This is a genomic window from Streptomyces sp. NPDC031418, from assembly GCF_055581605.1.
In genome coordinates this window covers 195,120-211,221 of the sequence record NZ_JBVIJC010000009.1, presented here as the reverse complement: position 1 = coordinate 211,221, position 16,102 = coordinate 195,120, and the positions used below count along the sequence as shown (strand labels likewise).

The 16,102-nt window shown below is 69.0% G+C and carries 13 protein-coding genes; 6 read left to right on the top strand and 7 right to left on the bottom strand.

Annotated elements, in window-relative coordinates:
* Positions 1–7: 7 nt before the first annotated feature.
* The 7 genes from gyrA to dnaA all read right to left on the bottom strand — a co-directional run bounded on the left by gyrA (position 8) and on the right by dnaA (position 11,945).
* Complete coding sequence (gene gyrA, locus ACZ5CZ_RS15370; RefSeq protein WP_385841563.1) at positions 8–2,605, bottom strand: DNA gyrase subunit A; 2,598 nt, start codon at positions 2,603–2,605, stop codon at positions 8–10.
* A 42-nt stretch (positions 2,606–2,647) separates the two neighbouring features.
* The gene (gene gyrB / locus ACZ5CZ_RS15365; RefSeq protein WP_385841562.1) at positions 2,648–4,717 is read right to left on the bottom strand and encodes a DNA topoisomerase (ATP-hydrolyzing) subunit B; all 2,070 of its coding nucleotides are present in this window, start codon (positions 4,715–4,717) and stop codon (positions 2,648–2,650) included.
* A 352-nt stretch (positions 4,718–5,069) separates the two neighbouring features.
* A complete protein-coding gene (locus tag ACZ5CZ_RS15360; RefSeq protein ID WP_385841561.1) occupies positions 5,070–5,603 on the bottom strand; it encodes a DciA family protein in 534 nt (177 codons plus the stop codon).
* Complete coding sequence (gene recF / locus ACZ5CZ_RS15355; protein ID WP_385841560.1) at positions 5,600–6,721, bottom strand: DNA replication/repair protein RecF; 1,122 nt, start codon at positions 6,719–6,721, stop codon at positions 5,600–5,602. The genes ACZ5CZ_RS15360 and recF overlap by 4 nt, the downstream gene beginning before the upstream one ends.
* 54 nt (positions 6,722–6,775) lie before the next feature.
* Positions 6,776–7,651 (bottom strand): phosphogluconate dehydrogenase (NAD(+)-dependent, decarboxylating), encoded by an 876-nt coding sequence (gene gnd, locus ACZ5CZ_RS15350; RefSeq protein ID WP_385841559.1) that lies wholly within the window; start codon positions 7,649–7,651, stop codon positions 6,776–6,778.
* A gap of 209 nt (positions 7,652–7,860) precedes the next feature.
* Positions 7,861–8,991: a DNA polymerase III subunit beta gene (gene dnaN, locus ACZ5CZ_RS15345; protein WP_385841558.1), complete on the bottom strand. Its 1,131-nt coding sequence runs from the start codon at positions 8,989–8,991 to the stop codon at positions 7,861–7,863.
* Between the two features lie 977 nt (positions 8,992–9,968).
* Complete coding sequence (dnaA, locus tag ACZ5CZ_RS15340) at positions 9,969–11,945, bottom strand: chromosomal replication initiator protein DnaA (protein ID WP_385841557.1); 1,977 nt, start codon at positions 11,943–11,945, stop codon at positions 9,969–9,971.
* Positions 11,946–12,340: 395 nt separating this feature from the next.
* Here dnaA and rpmH point away from each other — a divergent pair, with 395 nt between their 5' ends.
* From rpmH to rsmG, 6 genes are all read left to right on the top strand, one after another.
* On the top strand, positions 12,341–12,478 hold the full coding sequence (gene rpmH, locus ACZ5CZ_RS15335) for a 50S ribosomal protein L34 (protein WP_003956500.1): 138 nt from the start codon (positions 12,341–12,343) through the stop codon (positions 12,476–12,478).
* 21 nt (positions 12,479–12,499) lie between these two features.
* Positions 12,500–12,871 carry a ribonuclease P protein component gene (rnpA, locus tag ACZ5CZ_RS15330; RefSeq protein WP_078611778.1) on the top strand — a complete coding sequence of 124 codons (372 nt, stop codon included), beginning with the start codon at positions 12,500–12,502 and terminating at the stop codon, positions 12,869–12,871.
* Positions 12,868–13,242 (top strand): membrane protein insertion efficiency factor YidD, encoded by a 375-nt coding sequence (yidD, locus tag ACZ5CZ_RS15325; RefSeq protein ID WP_385841556.1) that lies wholly within the window; start codon positions 12,868–12,870, stop codon positions 13,240–13,242. The genes rnpA and yidD overlap by 4 nt, the downstream gene beginning before the upstream one ends.
* Positions 13,243–13,245: 3 nt before the next feature.
* Positions 13,246–14,526, top strand: coding sequence for a membrane protein insertase YidC (gene yidC, locus ACZ5CZ_RS15320; protein ID WP_385841555.1), 1,281 nt, complete (start codon positions 13,246–13,248; stop codon positions 14,524–14,526).
* Positions 14,527–14,541: 15 nt separating this feature from the next.
* Positions 14,542–15,054 carry a Jag family protein gene (locus ACZ5CZ_RS15315; RefSeq protein WP_385841553.1) on the top strand — a complete coding sequence of 171 codons (513 nt, stop codon included), beginning with the start codon at positions 14,542–14,544 and terminating at the stop codon, positions 15,052–15,054.
* Positions 15,055–15,167: 113 nt separating this feature from the next.
* On the top strand, positions 15,168–15,884 hold the full coding sequence (gene rsmG, locus ACZ5CZ_RS15310; protein ID WP_385841552.1) for a 16S rRNA (guanine(527)-N(7))-methyltransferase RsmG: 717 nt from the start codon (positions 15,168–15,170) through the stop codon (positions 15,882–15,884).
* Positions 15,885–16,102: the final 218 nt, after the last annotated feature.

Sequence of the window (16,102 nt, the reverse complement as noted above, 5' to 3'; positions counted from 1 at the left end):
CTCGTGCCTACTCGGCCGAGGGCGCCTCACCCTCGTCCGTGCCGATGGTCACGGCGTCCTCGGCGGCCTCGCCGACGGCCTCCTCGCCGTCGACCTCCTCCGCCTCACGCCCCGCCTCGGCGTTACGTGCGATACCGACCACGGCATCGCGCTTGCCCAGGTTGATCAGTTGGACGCCCATGGTGTCACGGCCCGTCTCCCTGATCTCGTTGACTCGCGTACGAATCACACCGCCGGACAGGGTGATGGCGAGGATCTCGTCGGTCTCCTCGACCACCAGCGCGCCGACCAGCGAACCACGGTCCTCCACGATCTTGGCGGCCTTGATGCCGAGGCCACCGCGACCCTGGACGCGGTACTCGTCGACGGCGGTCCGCTTCGCGTACCCACCGTCCGTGGCAGTGAACACGAACGTACCGGGTCGAACGACATTCATCGAGAGAAGCTCGTCGCCCTCCCGGAAACTCATCCCCTTGACGCCGGAGGTGGCGCGGCCCATCGGGCGCAGGGAGTCGTCCGAGGCGGTGAACCGGATCGACTGTGCCTTCTTGCTGATCAGCAGCAGATCGTCGTCCGCCGAGACCAGCTCCGCACCGATCAGCTCGTCGTCGCCGCCGTCCTCCCGCTCGCGCAGGTTGATCGCGATCACACCGCCGGAGCGGGGCGAATCGTAATCCTTCAGAGGCGTCTTCTTGACCAAGCCGGACTTGGTGGCCAGCACCAGGTACGGCGCCGCCTCGTAGTCCCGGATCGCGAGGATCTCGGCGATCGCCTCGTCCGGCTGGAAGGCGAGCAGGTTCGCCACGTGCTGGCCACGCGCGTCCCGGCCGGCCTCGGGCAGCTCGTACGCCTTCGCCCGGTACACCCGGCCCTTGTTGGTGAAGAACAGCAGCCAGTGATGCGTGGTGGAGACGAAGAAGTGGTCGACGATGTCGTCTTCCTTCAGCTTCGTACCCCGCACGCCCTTGCCGCCGCGCTTCTGCGCCCGGTAGTCGTCCGTCTTGGTCCGCTTGACATAGCCGCCGCGCGTGACGGTGACGACGATGTCCTCCTCGGCGATCAGGTCCTCGATGGACATGTCGCCCTCGTACGGGATCAGCTTGGTCTTGCGGTCGTCGCCGTACTTCTCGACGATCGCCGCCAGCTCCTCGCTGACGATCCCGCGCTGACGCACCGGCGAGGCGAGGATCTGGTTGTACTCGTTGATCTTCGCCTGGAGTTCGTCGTGCTCCTGGACGATCTTCTGCCGCTCCAGGGCCGCCAGGCGCCGCAGCTGCATCTCGAGGATCGCGTTGGCCTGGATCTCGTCGATCTCCAGGAGGCCCATCAGGCCGGTGCGCGCGATGTCGACGGTCTCGCTGCGCCGGATCAGCGCGATGACCTCGTCGATGGCGTCCAGGGCCTTGAGCAGGCCGCGCAGGATGTGCGCGCGCTCCTCGGCCTTGCGCAGCCGGAAGCGGGTACGGCGGACGATGACCTCGATCTGGTGCGTCACCCAGTGCCGGATGAACGCGTCCAGGGAGAGGGTGCGCGGCACGCCGTCGACCAGCGCGAGCATGTTCGCGCCGAAGTTCGTCTGGAGGTCGGTGTGCTTGTACAGGTTGTTCAGGACGACCTTGGCGACCGCGTCCCGCTTGAGCACGATGACCAGGCGCTGACCGGTGCGCGAGGACGTCTCGTCGCGGACGTCGGCGATGCCGCCGATCTTGCCGTCCTTCACCAGGTCGGCGATCTTCTGCGCCAGGTTGTCCGGGTTCACCTGGTACGGCAGCTCGGTGACCACCAGGCACTGCCGGCCCTGGATCTCCTCGACCTCGACCACCGCGCGCATCGTGATGGAGCCGCGCCCGGTGCGGTACGCCTCCTCGATGCCCTTGCGGCCCACGACCAGCGCGCCGGTCGGGAAGTCCGGGCCCTTGATGCGCTCGATCAGCGCGTCCAGCAGCTCCTCGTGGCTGACGTCCGGGTTCTCCAGGTACCACTGGGCGCCGGCCGCGACCTCGCGCAGGTTGTGCGGCGGGATGTTGGTCGCCATACCGACCGCGATGCCGGCGGAGCCGTTGATCAGCAGGTTCGGGAAGCGGGCCGGCAGGACGGTCGGCTCCTGGGAGCGGCCGTCGTAGTTGTCCGTGAAGTCGACGGTCTCCTCGTCGATGTCCCGGACCATCTCCATCGACAGCGGCGCCATCTTGCACTCGGTGTAGCGCATGGCCGCCGCCGGGTCGTTGCCCGGCGAGCCGAAGTTGCCGTTGGAGTCCACCAGCGGCATCCGCATCGCCCACGGCTGGGCCAGCCGGACCAGGGCGTCGTAGATGGAGGAGTCGCCGTGCGGGTGGTAGTTGCCCATGACGTCGCCGACGACACGGGCGCACTTGTAGAAGCCGCGCTCGGGGCGGTAGCCGCCGTCGTACATCGCGTACAGCACGCGGCGGTGGACGGGCTTGAGACCGTCCCGGACGTCCGGCAGCGCACGGGACACGATGACGGACATCGCGTAGTCCAGGTACGAACGCTGCATCTCCGTCTCGAGCCCGACCGGCTCGACACGCAGGACGGCCTCGCCGCCCTCGGTCCCGGGGGTCTCTGGAGTGTTCTCGTCGGCCATTGCTGGTGAAGATCCTTCCTGGTGCGGTCAGCTGAGACCGACTCAGATGTCGAGGAAGCGGACGTCCTTGGCGTTGCGCTGGATGAACTGGCGGCGGGCCTCGACGTCCTCGCCCATCAGGACCGAGAACAGGTCGTCGGCCTGGGCGGCGTCGTCCAGGGTGACCTGGCCGAGGACCCGGTGCTCCTGGTCCATCGTGGTCACCCGCAGCTCCTCGGCGTTCATCTCGCCGAGACCCTTGAAGCGCTGGATCGAGTCCTCGCGCACCCGCTTGCCGCGCTGGCGGCCCATCTCGATCAGCGCGTCGCGCTCGCGGTCCGAGTACGCGTACTCGATGTCGTCCCGGCCCCACTTGATCTTGTACAGCGGGGGACGGGAGAGGTACACGTGCCCGGCCTCGACCAGCGGCCGCATGAAGCGGAACAGGAAGGTCAGCAGCAGGGTGCTGATGTGCTGGCCGTCGACGTCGGCGTCCGCCATCAGGATGATCTTGTGATAGCGGAGCTTCTCGATGTCGAAGTCCTCGTGCACACCCGTGCCGAAGGCGGAGATCAGCGCCTGGATCTCCTGGTTCTGGAGGATCTTGTCGATCCTGGCCTTCTCGACGTTGAGGATCTTGCCGCGGATCGGGAGGATCGCCTGGTACTGCGGGTTGCGGCCGGACTTGGCCGAGCCGCCGGCGGAGTCACCCTCGACGATGAAGATCTCGCACTTGGTGGGGTCGTTCGACTGGCAGTCGGACAGCTTGCCCGGCAGCGAGGCCGACTCCAGCAGACCCTTGCGACGCGTCAGGTCGCGCGCCTTGCGGGCCGCCACGCGCGCGGTGGCCGCCTGGATGCCCTTGCGGATGATGTCCGCGGCCTCGTTCGGGTTGCGGTCCAGCCAGTCGTTGAGGTGCTCGTAGACCGCCTTCTGCACGAAGGTCTTGGCCTCCGTGTTGCCCAGCTTGGTCTTCGTCTGACCCTCGAACTGCGGCTCGCTCAGCTTCACCGAGATGATCGCCGTCAGACCCTCGCGGATGTCGTCACCCGTGAGGTTGTCGTCCTTCTCCCGCAGCAGCTTCTTGTCGCGCGCGTACTTGTTGATCAGCGACGTGAGCGCGGCCCGGAAGCCCTCTTCGTGGGTACCGCCCTCATGGGTGTGGATGATGTTCGCGAAGGAGTACACGCCCTCGCTGTAGCCGCTGTTCCACTGCATCGCGACCTCGAGGGACAGGCTCTTGTCCTTGTCCTCGGCCTCCAGGTCGATGACGGTGGGGTGCACCACCTCGCCCTTGCGGGAGTTGAGGTACTTCACGAAGTCGACGATGCCGCCCTCGTAGTGGTACGTGACCGTCTTGACCTCGGCGGTCTCGTCCGCGCCCGCCTCGTCCGCACCGCTGGTGGCCTTCGCCGACTCGCGCTCGTCGGTGAGTTTGATCGTCAAACCCTTGTTGAGGAACGCCATCTCCTGGAAACGCCGCGACAGCGTCTCGAAGGAGTACTCGGTGGTCTCGAAGATGTCCGGGTCGGCCCAGAAGGTGACCGAGGTGCCGGTCTCGTCCGTGGCCTCGTGCTGGGCCAGGGGAGCCGTCGGGACGCCCAGCTTGTAGTCCTGCGTCCAGCGGTGGCCGTCGGTCTTGATCTCGACGGAGACCTTGGTCGACAGCGCGTTGACGACGGAGACGCCGACGCCGTGCAGACCACCGGAGACCGCGTAGCCGCCGCCGCCGAACTTGCCGCCCGCGTGCAGCACGGTCAGCACGACCTCGACGGCCGGCTTGCCCTCGGAGGCCACGATGCCGACGGGGATGCCACGGCCGTTGTCGGTGACGCGCACCCCGCCGTCGGCGAGGATCGTCACGTCGATCGTGTCCGCGTACCCGGCCAGCGCCTCGTCGACCGAGTTGTCGACGACCTCGTACACGAGGTGGTGCAGACCGCGCTCGCCCGTGGAGCCGATGTACATGCCGGGCCGCTTGCGGACCGCGTCCAGCCCTTCGAGCACGGTGATGGCGCTGGCGTCGTACGAGGCGGAGGTGCCGGCCTCGGCGGCGACGCCGGCGTCGGTGGACGGGATGTTCTCGTTGGGGTTGCCGGAATCGGCCACGAAGCGCCCTTTCTGGCACAGCACGAGCCGGGCTTCTCGGCGGGTTGCCGGAGCGGCTGCGGCATGTTGCGTTGGTAAGCCTTGATCAGCGTTGCTCAGCTTTTCCCGGGCGGTCCCCACGTTGGGGCGGGATTGTCTTCCAGTCTACCGGTAGCACTGACATCGATGGGGGTTTGCCGGTACCTGAGTCCCCATGTGCCGCCCTGAACCGGCCTCGACCGGGTCCCGATATGCGGAAGGGGGCTCCAAGGGGCTCACAGCGGCGCTCAGCGCTTCGGGCCGTCATCCCTTGGCTACTGGGGGGTCAGCTCACCGGTCGCACCCGTGTACGGACGTACGACAACGCCCCGCATCGGCACGATCGACGTGAGGTACGTCACCCATAGGTGTCGCCGGAACCGCCGCTTCCCGGAGCCCGCAAAGGCCCGTACCGACGGGCCGGACCACCCGGACCCTGCACCTTGAGCAACCGGACCGTGCCGTGCCCGAGATCCTCGTTGAGCCGGCGGACCAGCTCCGGCGCCAGCAGCCGCAGCTGCGTCGCCCACACCGTCGAGTCGCACTGCACCGTCAGCACGCGCTCGTCCTCGTCGTACCGCTGCGGCACACAGTGCTTGGCCAGGTCCTCGCCGACGATCTGCGGCCAGCGGCCCATCACCCCGCCCACCGCCGCGGGCGTCTCCCAGCCGCGCTCGCTGATCAGCCGGTTGATCGCCGCGCCGAGCGCCATCGGATCACGGCCGTCGGCGCGCGCCCCGGAGCGCAGCCCGCCGCCCCGCCGGGCCTGCTTCTTCTGCCGCACCGCGTCCCCACGCGCGCGTGCCTGCTCCTTCGCCGCGCGCAACGCCACGCGCGCGAGGTCGACACCGGAGGGCTCGGCCTTCTTCCCCTTGCCGTCGTCGGTGCTCATACGCGCTCCACGCTCCCGCCGGACACGGCGAACCGCGCCCCGGCCAGCACATGCGGTACGTCGTCGTCCACGGCCGCGGTGACCAGCACCTGCTCACCGGGCGCGACCAGCTCCGCCAGCCGCTCCCGGCGGCGGGCGTCCAGCTCGGCGAAGACGTCGTCCAGGATCAGCACCGGCTCGTTGCCCTCGGCGCGCAGCAGGTCGTACGAGGCCAGCCGCAGCGCCAGCGCGTACGACCAGGACTCGCCGTGCGAGGCGTACCCCTTGGCCGGCAGCTGCCCCAGCTTGAGCAGCAGCTCGTCCCGGTGCGGCCCGACCAGCGTGACCCCCCGCTCGATCTCCTGCCTGCGCGCCTCCGCCAGGGCCGCCATCAGCTGCGCGTACAGCTCCTCGCGGGTGTGCGCCTCCCCCGGCGCGGACGGCTTGTACTCCAGCGCCACCGGACCACCGCCCGGCGCCAGCTGCTCGTACGCCTTGTCCGCCAGCGGCTGGAGCGCGGCGATCAGATCGAGCCGCTGGGCCAGCAGCTCGGCACCCGCCCGCGCCAGATGCTGGTCCCACACGTCCAGCGTGGACAGGTCCATCGACCGCCCGCCGTGCCGACGGGCCAGCGCGGCGGTCTTCAGCAGGGTGTTCCGCTGCTTGAGCACCCGCTCGTAGTCGGACCGCACCCCCGCCATCCGCGGCGACCGCGCGGTGATCAGCTCGTCGAGGAACCGCCGCCGCTCCCCGGGATCGCCCTTCACCAGCGCGAGATCCTCGGGCGCGAACAGCACGGTCCGTACGATCCCCAGCACATCCCGGGGCCTGACCTGCGAGGACCGGTTGATCCGGGCACGGTTGGCCCGGCCCGGGTTCAGCTCCAGCTCGACCAGCTGCTGCCGCTCACCCTGCCGGACCTGCGCCCGGATCACCGCCCGCTCGGCGCCCATGCGGACCAGGGGCGCGTCGGAGGAGACCCGGTGGCTGCCCAGGGTCGCCAGATAGCCGACGGCCTCGACCAGATTGGTCTTCCCCTGCCCGTTGGGGCCGACGAAGGCGGTGACGCCCGGGTCGAGCGGGACCTCGGCCCGGGCGTACGAGCGGAAGTCGGCCAGCGAAAGATGCGTGACGTGCATGGTCGTCCGCCGACCTCCCTGCTTCTCTACGGCTGTACGGCCCGCCGGTGGGCCTTACTTCTTCTCCACTGCGTGACCGCCGAACTGGTTGCGCAGCGCGGCGATCATCTTCATCTGCGGCGAGTCCTCCTGCCGCGAGGCGAACCGGGCGAACAGCGACGCGGTGATCGCCGGCAGCGGCACCGCGTTGTCGATCGCGGCCTCCACCGTCCAGCGTCCCTCACCGGAGTCCTGTGCGTAACCGCGCAGCCCGTCCAGGTGCTCGTCCTCGTCCAGCGCGTTGACGGCCAGGTCGAGCAGCCAGGACCGGATGACGGTGCCCTCCTGCCAGGACCGGAACACCTCGCGGACGTCCGTGACGGAGTCGACCTTCTCCAGCAGCTCCCAGCCCTCGGCGTAGGCCTGCATCATCGCGTACTCGATGCCGTTGTGGACCATCTTCGCGAAGTGGCCCGCGCCGACCTTGCCGGCGTGCACCGCACCGAAGTCGCCCTCCGGCTTCAGCGCGTCGAAGACCGGCTGCACCTTGGCGACGTTCTCGGCGTCGCCGCCGTACATCAGCGCGTACCCGTTCTCCAGGCCCCAGACGCCGCCGGAGACACCGCAGTCGACGAAACCTATGCCCTTGGCGGCCAGCTCCTCGGCGTGCTTCTCGTCGTCGGTCCAGCGGGAGTTCCCGCCGTCCACGACCACGTCACCGGGCTCCAGCAGCTCGGCGAGCCGGTCGATGGTCGACTGGGTGGCCTCGCCGGCCGGGACCATCACCCAGACCACCCGCGGACCGCTGAGCTTGCCCACAAGCTCTTCCAGGCTGTGGACATCCGCGAGGTCGGGATTGCGGTCGTAACCGATGACGGTGTGGCCCGCGCGGCGGATCCGCTCGCGCATGTTGCCGCCCATCTTCCCGAGTCCGACGAGACCGAGCTCCATCAGTGGTGTTCCTTAAGGTCGCTGTGTGGCGTGAGAGGCACCCACGTGCCGAGCCGAGCCTAAACCCGCCCACTCCTGCACAGTTGTGGGCATACACGCTCACCTGGGAGAACACACACGGCGGCCGCCCGTCCCCGCCGACCCGCAGCGCCGGGCACCCACAGGGGCACCCGGCGCTGTGGACAACCGCGCGGACAACCGCGACCGGCTCAGCCGCTGAGCCGCACCGGCATGATCAGGTACTTGTACGCCTCGTCCGCCTCGGCGTCCACGGCGGGCTTGCCGCTCAGCAGCGCCGGCTTGGTGGACGTCGTGAACGACAACTGGGCCACCGGGGAGTCGATCGCGCTCAGACCGTCCAGCAGGAAGGTCGGGTTGAAGGCGATGGAGATGTCATCGCCCTCCAGCTGCGCGTCCACCCTTTCCACAGCCTGTGCGTCGTCGCTGGAGCCCGCCTCCAGGATCAGCACGCCCTGCTCGAAGCTCAGCCGCACCGGGGTGTTCCGCTCGGCCACCAGCGCCACACGCTTGACGGCCTCGACGAACGGCGCGGTCTCGATCACGGCCACGGAGTTGAACTCGGTCGGGAACAGCGTCCGGTACTTCGGCAGATCGCCCTCGAGCAGCCGCGTGGTCGTACGTCGCCCGGCGCCCTCGAAACCGATCAGGCCCTCGCCCGCGCCCGAGCCCGACAGCGCCAGCGTGACGCTGTCACCCGCGCCCAGCGACTTGGCGGTGTCCAGCAGCGTCTTGGCGGGCACCAGGGCGACCGCGGAGGCGTCCGGGTTCTCCGGCTTCCACAGGAACTCCCGGACCGCGAAGCGGTAGCGGTCGGTGGAGGCCAGGGTGACCGTGTCGCCCTCGATCTCGATGCGCACACCGGTGAGCACGGGCAGCGTGTCGTCACGGCCGGCGGCGATGGCCACCTGGGAGACGGCGGCGGCGAACACCTCGCCCGGCACGGTGCCGGTCGCGTTCGGCATCTGCGGCAGCGCCGGGTACTCCTCCACGGGCAGCGTGTGCAGGGTGAAGCGGGAGGATCCACAGACCACCGTCGCCCGTACACCGTCTGTGGAAATCTCCACCGGCCGGTTGGGCAGGGCACGGGAGATGTCGGCGAGCAGCCGGCCGGAGACGAGGACCGTGCCCTCCTCCTCGACCTCGGCCTCGACGTTCACCCGCGCGGAGACCTCGTAGTCGAAGCTCGACAGGCTCAGCTTGCCGTCCTCGGCCTTGAGCAGCAGGCCGGCGAGGACAGGCGCCGGCGGACGGGCCGGGAGGCTGCGTGCCGCCCAGGCCACTGCCTCCGCGAGTACGTCGCGTTCCACCCGGATCTTCACCGTAAGCCGCCTCCTGCTGCTGTTGCTCTCGAGTCCTCCGACTCGGTGTCACCGCTCCCTGCGAAGGGAAGGACACCGGGGACCAGTCTGACGCACCCCACTGACAGTAGGTGCCCGTCGGGGTCAAGTCGGTCCGGGAGGCAGCCGGACGCGAGACCGCGAGTTGTGCACAGCCCCCGCTTCAAAACGATTGCCGAGCTCTCTCTAGTCGGGAGTAGTAGTAGGGGCTGTGGATACCGTGGATAACCACGTTTGCCCAGCTCAGCGCAGGAATTTTGTCCACCGGTCCTGTGGGTGGAGGCAGTGGACAACTGGGCTCTTCTGTGGAGAACAGAAAGTTCTGCACACACCGCCCACAGGGAGAGGGCAGTTCTCCCCAGCTGCATCCCCAGGTTTACCCACGTTTCCCACACCCCAATCCGGCACCTTCGTGTGACGCCTTTCACTCGACGCGGTGAGAGGGGGCGTCGCCTTGCCGAACAGTGGACAGTCATGTGGAGAAGCCGGTGATCGCTGGGGACAACCGGCTCCAACCTGTGGGGTACCGGTGGAAAACCTCATGCACAGCCTGTGGATCTCCAGTTTTTCCACACCCTGTGGAGAGTCTTCGTCCACGATTCCACAGGCCCTTGAGCTGGGCGAACGCTACGCTCCCAGGCTCCCTGTGGACACCGTTCGGGACAACTTCGCAGTCCCCAGCGTGTGGACACAAAAAAGTCCGCACATCTGTGGAGAGCAGCCGTAACCCACCCCAAAATCGAACACCCAGCAGCCGCCATGTCGCCCCAGCTGCGGGCAGTCGTGCCGCTGGGGCGGCACGGGTGCGCGCGGCGGCACCTCTCAGCGAGCAGCGCTTCCACCGGCCCCGGCCCAGCCACAGCGCCGGGCACCACGCCGAGACGCCCCCGGGAACGCAAAGGGCGCCTTCGGGGAGCAGATCCCCGAAGGCGCCCTCAGCTACGGCTGCGCCGCCGGCCTCAGCCGTTCTTGATGCGGTTGGTCAGCTCGGTCACCTGGTTGTAGATCGACCGCCGCTCGGCCATCAACGCCCGGATCTTGCGGTCCGCGTGCATGACGGTCGTATGGTCCCGCCCGCCGAACTGCGCCCCGATCTTCGGCAGCGACAGATCCGTCAGCTCACGGCACAGGTACATGGCGATCTGCCGCGCGGTGACCAGCGCCCGCCCGCGCGAGGTGCCGCACAGGTCCTCCACGGTCAGCCCGAAGTAGTCCGCGGTCGCCGCCATGATCGCCGTGGCCGTGATCTCGGGCGCCGAGTCCTCGCCCCCCGGGATCAGATCCTTCAGCACGATCTCGGTCAGGCCCAGGTCCACCGGCTGCCGGTTGAGCGAGGCGAACGCCGTCACCCGGATCAGCGCGCCCTCCAGCTCACGGATGTTCCGCGAGATCCGGGAGGCGATGAACTCCAGCACCTCCGGCGGGGCGTTGAGCTGCTCCTGCACCGCCTTCTTGCGCAGGATCGCGATCCGCGTCTCCAGCTCGGGCGGCTGGACGTCGGTGATCAGGCCCCACTCGAAACGGTTCCGCAGCCGGTCCTCCAGCGTGACCAGCTGCTTGGGCGGCCGGTCGCTGGAGAGCACGATCTGCTTGTTGGCGTTGTGCAGGGTGTTGAAGGTGTGGAAGAACTCCTCCTGCGTCGACTCCTTGTCCGCGAGGAACTGGATGTCGTCGACGAGCAGGATGTCCATCTCCCGGTACCGCTTGCGGAAGCTGTCGCCCTTGCCGTCGCGGATGGAGTTGATGAACTCGTTGGTGAACTCCTCCGAGCTGACGTACCGCACCCGCGTGCCCGGGTAGAGGCTGCGCGCGTAGTGCCCGATCGCGTGCAGCAGATGGGTCTTGCCGAGCCCGGACTCCCCGTAGATGAACAGGGGGTTGTACGCCTTGGCCGGCGCCTCGGCGACCGCCACCGCGGCCGCGTGCGCGAACCGGTTGGAGGCGCCGATGACGAACGTGTCGAACAGGTACTTGGGGTTCAGCCGTGCCGTCGGCTCACCGGGCCCGCTCGCGGCCGCGGACGACGCCGACGGCGCACCACCGGGCGCACCCGCCGGGGGCAGGTCCGGGCGGCCGGGGCCGCCGCGGTGCGCCGGGCCGCCCGCCGGCTGCTCGGGCAGCTCGCGGCGGACGGGGTCGCGCTGGTCGTACTCGGCGCGGGAGGGGTCGTAGGCGTCGCGCCCGGAGTCGTAGTCCTGCCGGGGCGGTTCGTAGTCGCCGCGCGGGCCCTCGTACTCGCCGCGCTGCTGCTCGTACGACGGGCGCTCCCTGCCCTGCGAGCGGTAGTCGTGCGTGCCGTAGCTGTCCGGGCCCGGGCCGTAGGCGTCCTGGGACGACGGCGAGGCGTAGGGGTCGCGTTCGGGGAAGCCGAGCCGCGGCTGCTGCCAGCCGTAGTCGTCCTGCCCGGGGCGCGGCCAGCCGCCGGGCTCGGGGCGCTGGTACTCCGAAGGGTAGGCGGGCCGGACCGTGGGCATCTGGTGGTCCCCGCGGCCGGACTGCGGCTGGTCGCCGCGCGGCTGGGGCTCGGTGCCCGGCAGCGGGTCTGGGGCGCGGTGCCGGCCGTAGCCCTCGTACGCCGGCCCGGAGGGCAGCTCGGGCTCCTCGTAGCGCGGCTTGGGCGGCTGCGGGGCGGGCGGCGCGGCGGGGGCCGGCGGCTCGCCCGCGGTGTCGTCCACGGTGATCGCGATGCGGATGGGGCGGCCGCACTCACGGCTCAGGGTCTCGCTGACGATCGGCGCGAGACGTCCCTCCAGTACGCCCTTCGCGAACTCGTTCGGTACGGCGAGCAGCGCGGTGTCGGCGACCAGCGCGAGGGGCTGGCAGCGTCGGATCCAGTGCTCGTCCTTCGCCTCGACACCCTGTCCGCGGCCCTCGCCGAGGAGCTGCTCCAGTACGCGTGGCCACACTGCGGCAAGATCGGCAGGTACGTCAGCCACAGGGCACGCTCTCTCACAGGTCCCACGAACGTGTGATCGCGGGACGGGTCGGGGGGTACAGCGGGTGGTCGGTGGGGCAAACCCGCCGGGGCGGGGGACAAAAGAACGAATGGGAGTTCAGCCACGGTAGTCAGCGCGGCGGGTACGGTTCAAGTTGTTGTCCCCAGCCTGTGGATAGTGTCTCTCGGTGACCCTCGGTTTGACCGAATGGCGCAGTCCCGCGTACCGTAACCAGGTCGAGTTGTCGATGGCTGCTGCCGCCTGCCTCCGATGGGCACAGGTCACGTCAGGTGATCGGTAAGCGGTGCACTCGGGCGTGAAGCGAGCTACTCGTGGGCGCACGGTGACAGCCAGGACGGCACCCCGCCACTACTGAACCTTTCTGGAGCCCCCGAGTGAGCAAGCGCACCTTCCAGCCGAACAACCGTCGTCGCGCGAAGACCCACGGCTTCCGGCTGCGTATGCGCACCCGTGCCGGCCGCGCGATTCTCGCGTCCCGCCGTAGCAAGGGTCGCGCCCGCCTGTCCGCCTGATCCCGATCAGGTCATGACGTCGTGCTGCCCACCGAGAACCGGCTGAGGCGGCGCGAGGACTTCGCGACCGCGGTACGGCGAGGGCGCAGGGCAGGTCGCCCGACCCTCGTCGTCCACCTTCGTAGCGGTGCCACGGACCCGCACGCGCCTGGGGAGAGCGCTCCTCCGACGCGTGCGGGTTTCGTCGTGAGCAAGGCCGTGGGTGGCGCGGTCGTGCGCAACACAGTGAAGCGCAGACTGCGTCATCTGATGCGTGACCGAGTCGCCCTGTTTCCCCCCGGTAGCCTGGTAGTCGTACGAGCGCTGCCCGGAGCGGGCGACGCAGACCACGCACAGCTGGCCCGAGACCTGGACGCCGCCCTTCAGCGGCTACTGGGAGGGGGCGCGCGATGAAGTACCCGCTGCTGGCTCTGATCAAGCTGTACCAGTGGACGATCAGTCCGCTGCTGGGGCCGGTGTGCAAGTACTACCCGTCGTGCTCCCACTACGGATATACGGCCATCGACCGGCATGGTGCGATCAAGGGAACGGCACTGACCGCTTGGCGCATCCTCCGGTGCAATCCGTGGTCGCTGGGCGGTGTGGACCATGTCCCGCCGCGCAAGCGACCGCGGTGGCACGAAATGCTGCGCAACGCCTGGCGCGCACGCAGGGGCGGGTCCTCCGCCGCCGAACCGGCCACCGAAGCGAAGCTCTCCTCCAACTCTTCCGAGCTTGGCTCGAGCCCGGCCGCAGAGACCTCGTCCCATGCCCAAGGAGCATGATTAGTGGACACGATTGCCAGCCTGTTCAGTTTCATCACCTGGCCCGTCTCCTGGGTCATCGTCCAGTTCCACGCGGTGTACGGGGCGATCTTCGGACCTGACTCCGGGTGGGCCTGGGGCCTGTCCATCGTGTCCCTGGTGATCCTGATCCGCATCTGCCTGATCCCGCTCTTCGTGAAGCAGATCAAGGCCACGCGTGCGATGCAGACGCTCCAGCCGGAGATGAAGAAGATCCAGGAGCGCTACAAGAACGACCGGCAGCGCCAGTCCGAAGAGATGATGAAGCTGTACAAGGAGACGGGTACCAACCCGCTCTCCTCGTGCCTTCCCATCCTGGCGCAGTCCCCGTTCTTCTTCGCCCTGTACCACGTGCTCAACGGCATCGCGACGGGCACGCAGATCGGCGCCATCAACGAGTCGCTGCTCAACAGCGCCCGGCACGCGCACATCTTCGGCGCCCCGCTCGCCGCGAAGTTCATGAACAGCGAGGCGCAGGTCGCCGCGCTGGGCGCCTCCCTGACCGACGTCCGCGTCGTCACCGCGCTCATGATCGTCCTGATGTCGCTGTCGCAGTTCTACACGCAGCGCCAGCTGATGACGAAGAACGTCGACACCACGGTGAAGACGCCGTTCATGCAGCAGCAGAAGATGCTGATGTACGTCTTCCCGGTCATGTTCGCCATCTTCGGCATCAACTTCCCGGTCGGTGTCCTCGTCTACTGGCTGACCACCAACGTGTGGACCATGGGCCAGCAGATGTATGTCATCCGCAACAACCCCACCCCGGGTTCCAAGGCTCAGGCCGCCTACCTGGAGCGTCTGACCAAGCACGTCACGCAGCACGGCAAGATCCGCCGGCGCAGCGAGAAGACCATCGTCAAGGCGATCGTCAGCAAGGGCCGGGACCGCAACGAGTTCGAGCGCAAGTTCATCAACGCGCTGAACAAGGCGGGTCTCGCCGCTCAGCCCGACGGCAGCGTGGTGAAGAGCGCGGCCCAGGCCGCGGCGCAGACCGAGGACGGCGCGGTGATCACCGAGACGGCCGCCGGCAGCGCCGCCGCCCGGCGTCAGCAGCCCAAGCGCCAGTCCAAGTCCCAGCGCCAGTCCGGCGGTGCCAAGCAGGCCGACGAGACCACCTCGCTGGAGAAGTCCGACGAGCCGCAGGACGCCAAGCCCGCCGCCGCCAAGCAGGCGCCGAAGACCGGTTCCGGCACCCGCAGCCGGGCCCAGTCCGGCCAGCGCAAGGGTGGCCCGCAGCGGCCCAAGTCCCCGTCCAAGAAGTAAGAAGGAGCCCATCCCGTGACGGAAGGCACCACCTCCGCCGCTGCCGAGGGTGCAGACGCCCTCACCCGCCTGGAGCAGGAGGGTGACATCGCAGCGGACTACCTGGAGGGTCTGCTCGACATCGCCGACCTCGACGGCGACATCGACATGGACGTCGAGGGCGACCGCGCCTCCGTGTCGATCATCAGCGACGCCGGCAGCCGCGACCTGCTGAAGCTCGTCGGCCACGACGGCGAGGTGCTGGAGGCGCTGCAAGAGCTGACGCGTCTGGCCGTGCACCGGGAGACCGGTGACCGCAGCCGGCTGATGCTGGACATCGCGGGCTTCCGGGCCAAGAAGCGGTCCGAGCTGTCCGAGCTGGGCGCCAAGGCCGCCGCCGAGGTGAAGGCCAACGGCGAGCCCGTGAAGCTCAAGCCGATGACCCCGTTCGAGCGCAAGGTCGTGCACGACGCGGTCAAGGCTGCCGGGCTGCGCAGCGAGTCCGAGGGCGAGGAGCCGCAGCGGTTCGTCGTCGTGCTGCCCGCCTGATCGGCCCCACGTTTCACCGGCCCCGTCTGTAGCGCAGACGGGGCCGAACTTTGTCAGCCTGTAGTTCTGGTGGCCGGCGCGAAGCGCCGGTGCTGTACGGAAGGACGGTCCCCGTGACGGAGGCAGCGGAGCTTCCCCCCGCGCCCGAGCAGGCTCGGGAAGTGTTTGGTGATCGCTTCGCCGATGCGGTCCGCTATGCGGAGCTGCTCGCCGAGGCCGGTGTGCAGCGCGGACTGATCGGCCCGCGGGAAGTGCCCCGTCTGTGGGAGCGGCATCTGCTGAACTGCGCGGTGCTCTCCGAGGCCGTTCCCGAGGGAGTGACGGTCTGCGACGTCGGGTCCGGCGCGGGGCTCCCGGGCATCCCGCTCGCCCTGGTCCGGGAGGACCTCAACATCACCCTCCTGGAGCCGCTGCTGCGGCGCACCAACTTCCTGACCGAGGTCGTCGAGCTGCTCGGCCTGGACCATGTCACCGTGGTGCGCGGCCGTGCCGAGGAGGTCATGGGCAAGCTGCCCCCGGTCCATGTGGTGACCGCCCGGGCCGTCGCCCCGCTGGACCGCCTGGCCACCTGGGGCATCCCGCTGCTGCGCCCGTACGGCGAGATGCTGGCCCTGAAGGGCGACACGGCCGAGGAGGAGCTGAAGGCCGCGGCCACCGCGCTCACCAAGCTGGGTGCGGTGGAGACGTCGATCCTGCATGTGGGCGAGGGCGTCGTGGACCCGTTGTCCACGGTGGTGCGGGTGGAGGTCGGGGAGAGCCCCGGCGGTGTCCGCTTCGCCGCCAAGCGCGCGAAGGCGGCGCGGACCGGCCGAGCCCGCCGCCGTCGCTGAGACGTACTCCACACAAGCTGCCAAACCCGCTCAAGTCGGAGTGTCGCGAAGGTCCGGCCGACGGCGCTGTGCATCGTGTTTCACGTGAAACGTCGCTCACTGCTGCACGGCATCATCAGTCGTGGCCGCGCCGCGGCCGAACCTCGCGACCGTAAGCCCCTCGGGTCACTCGGAGGGGCATCGGAGTTGTCCACAGAGGTGGATTTCTCCACAGAACG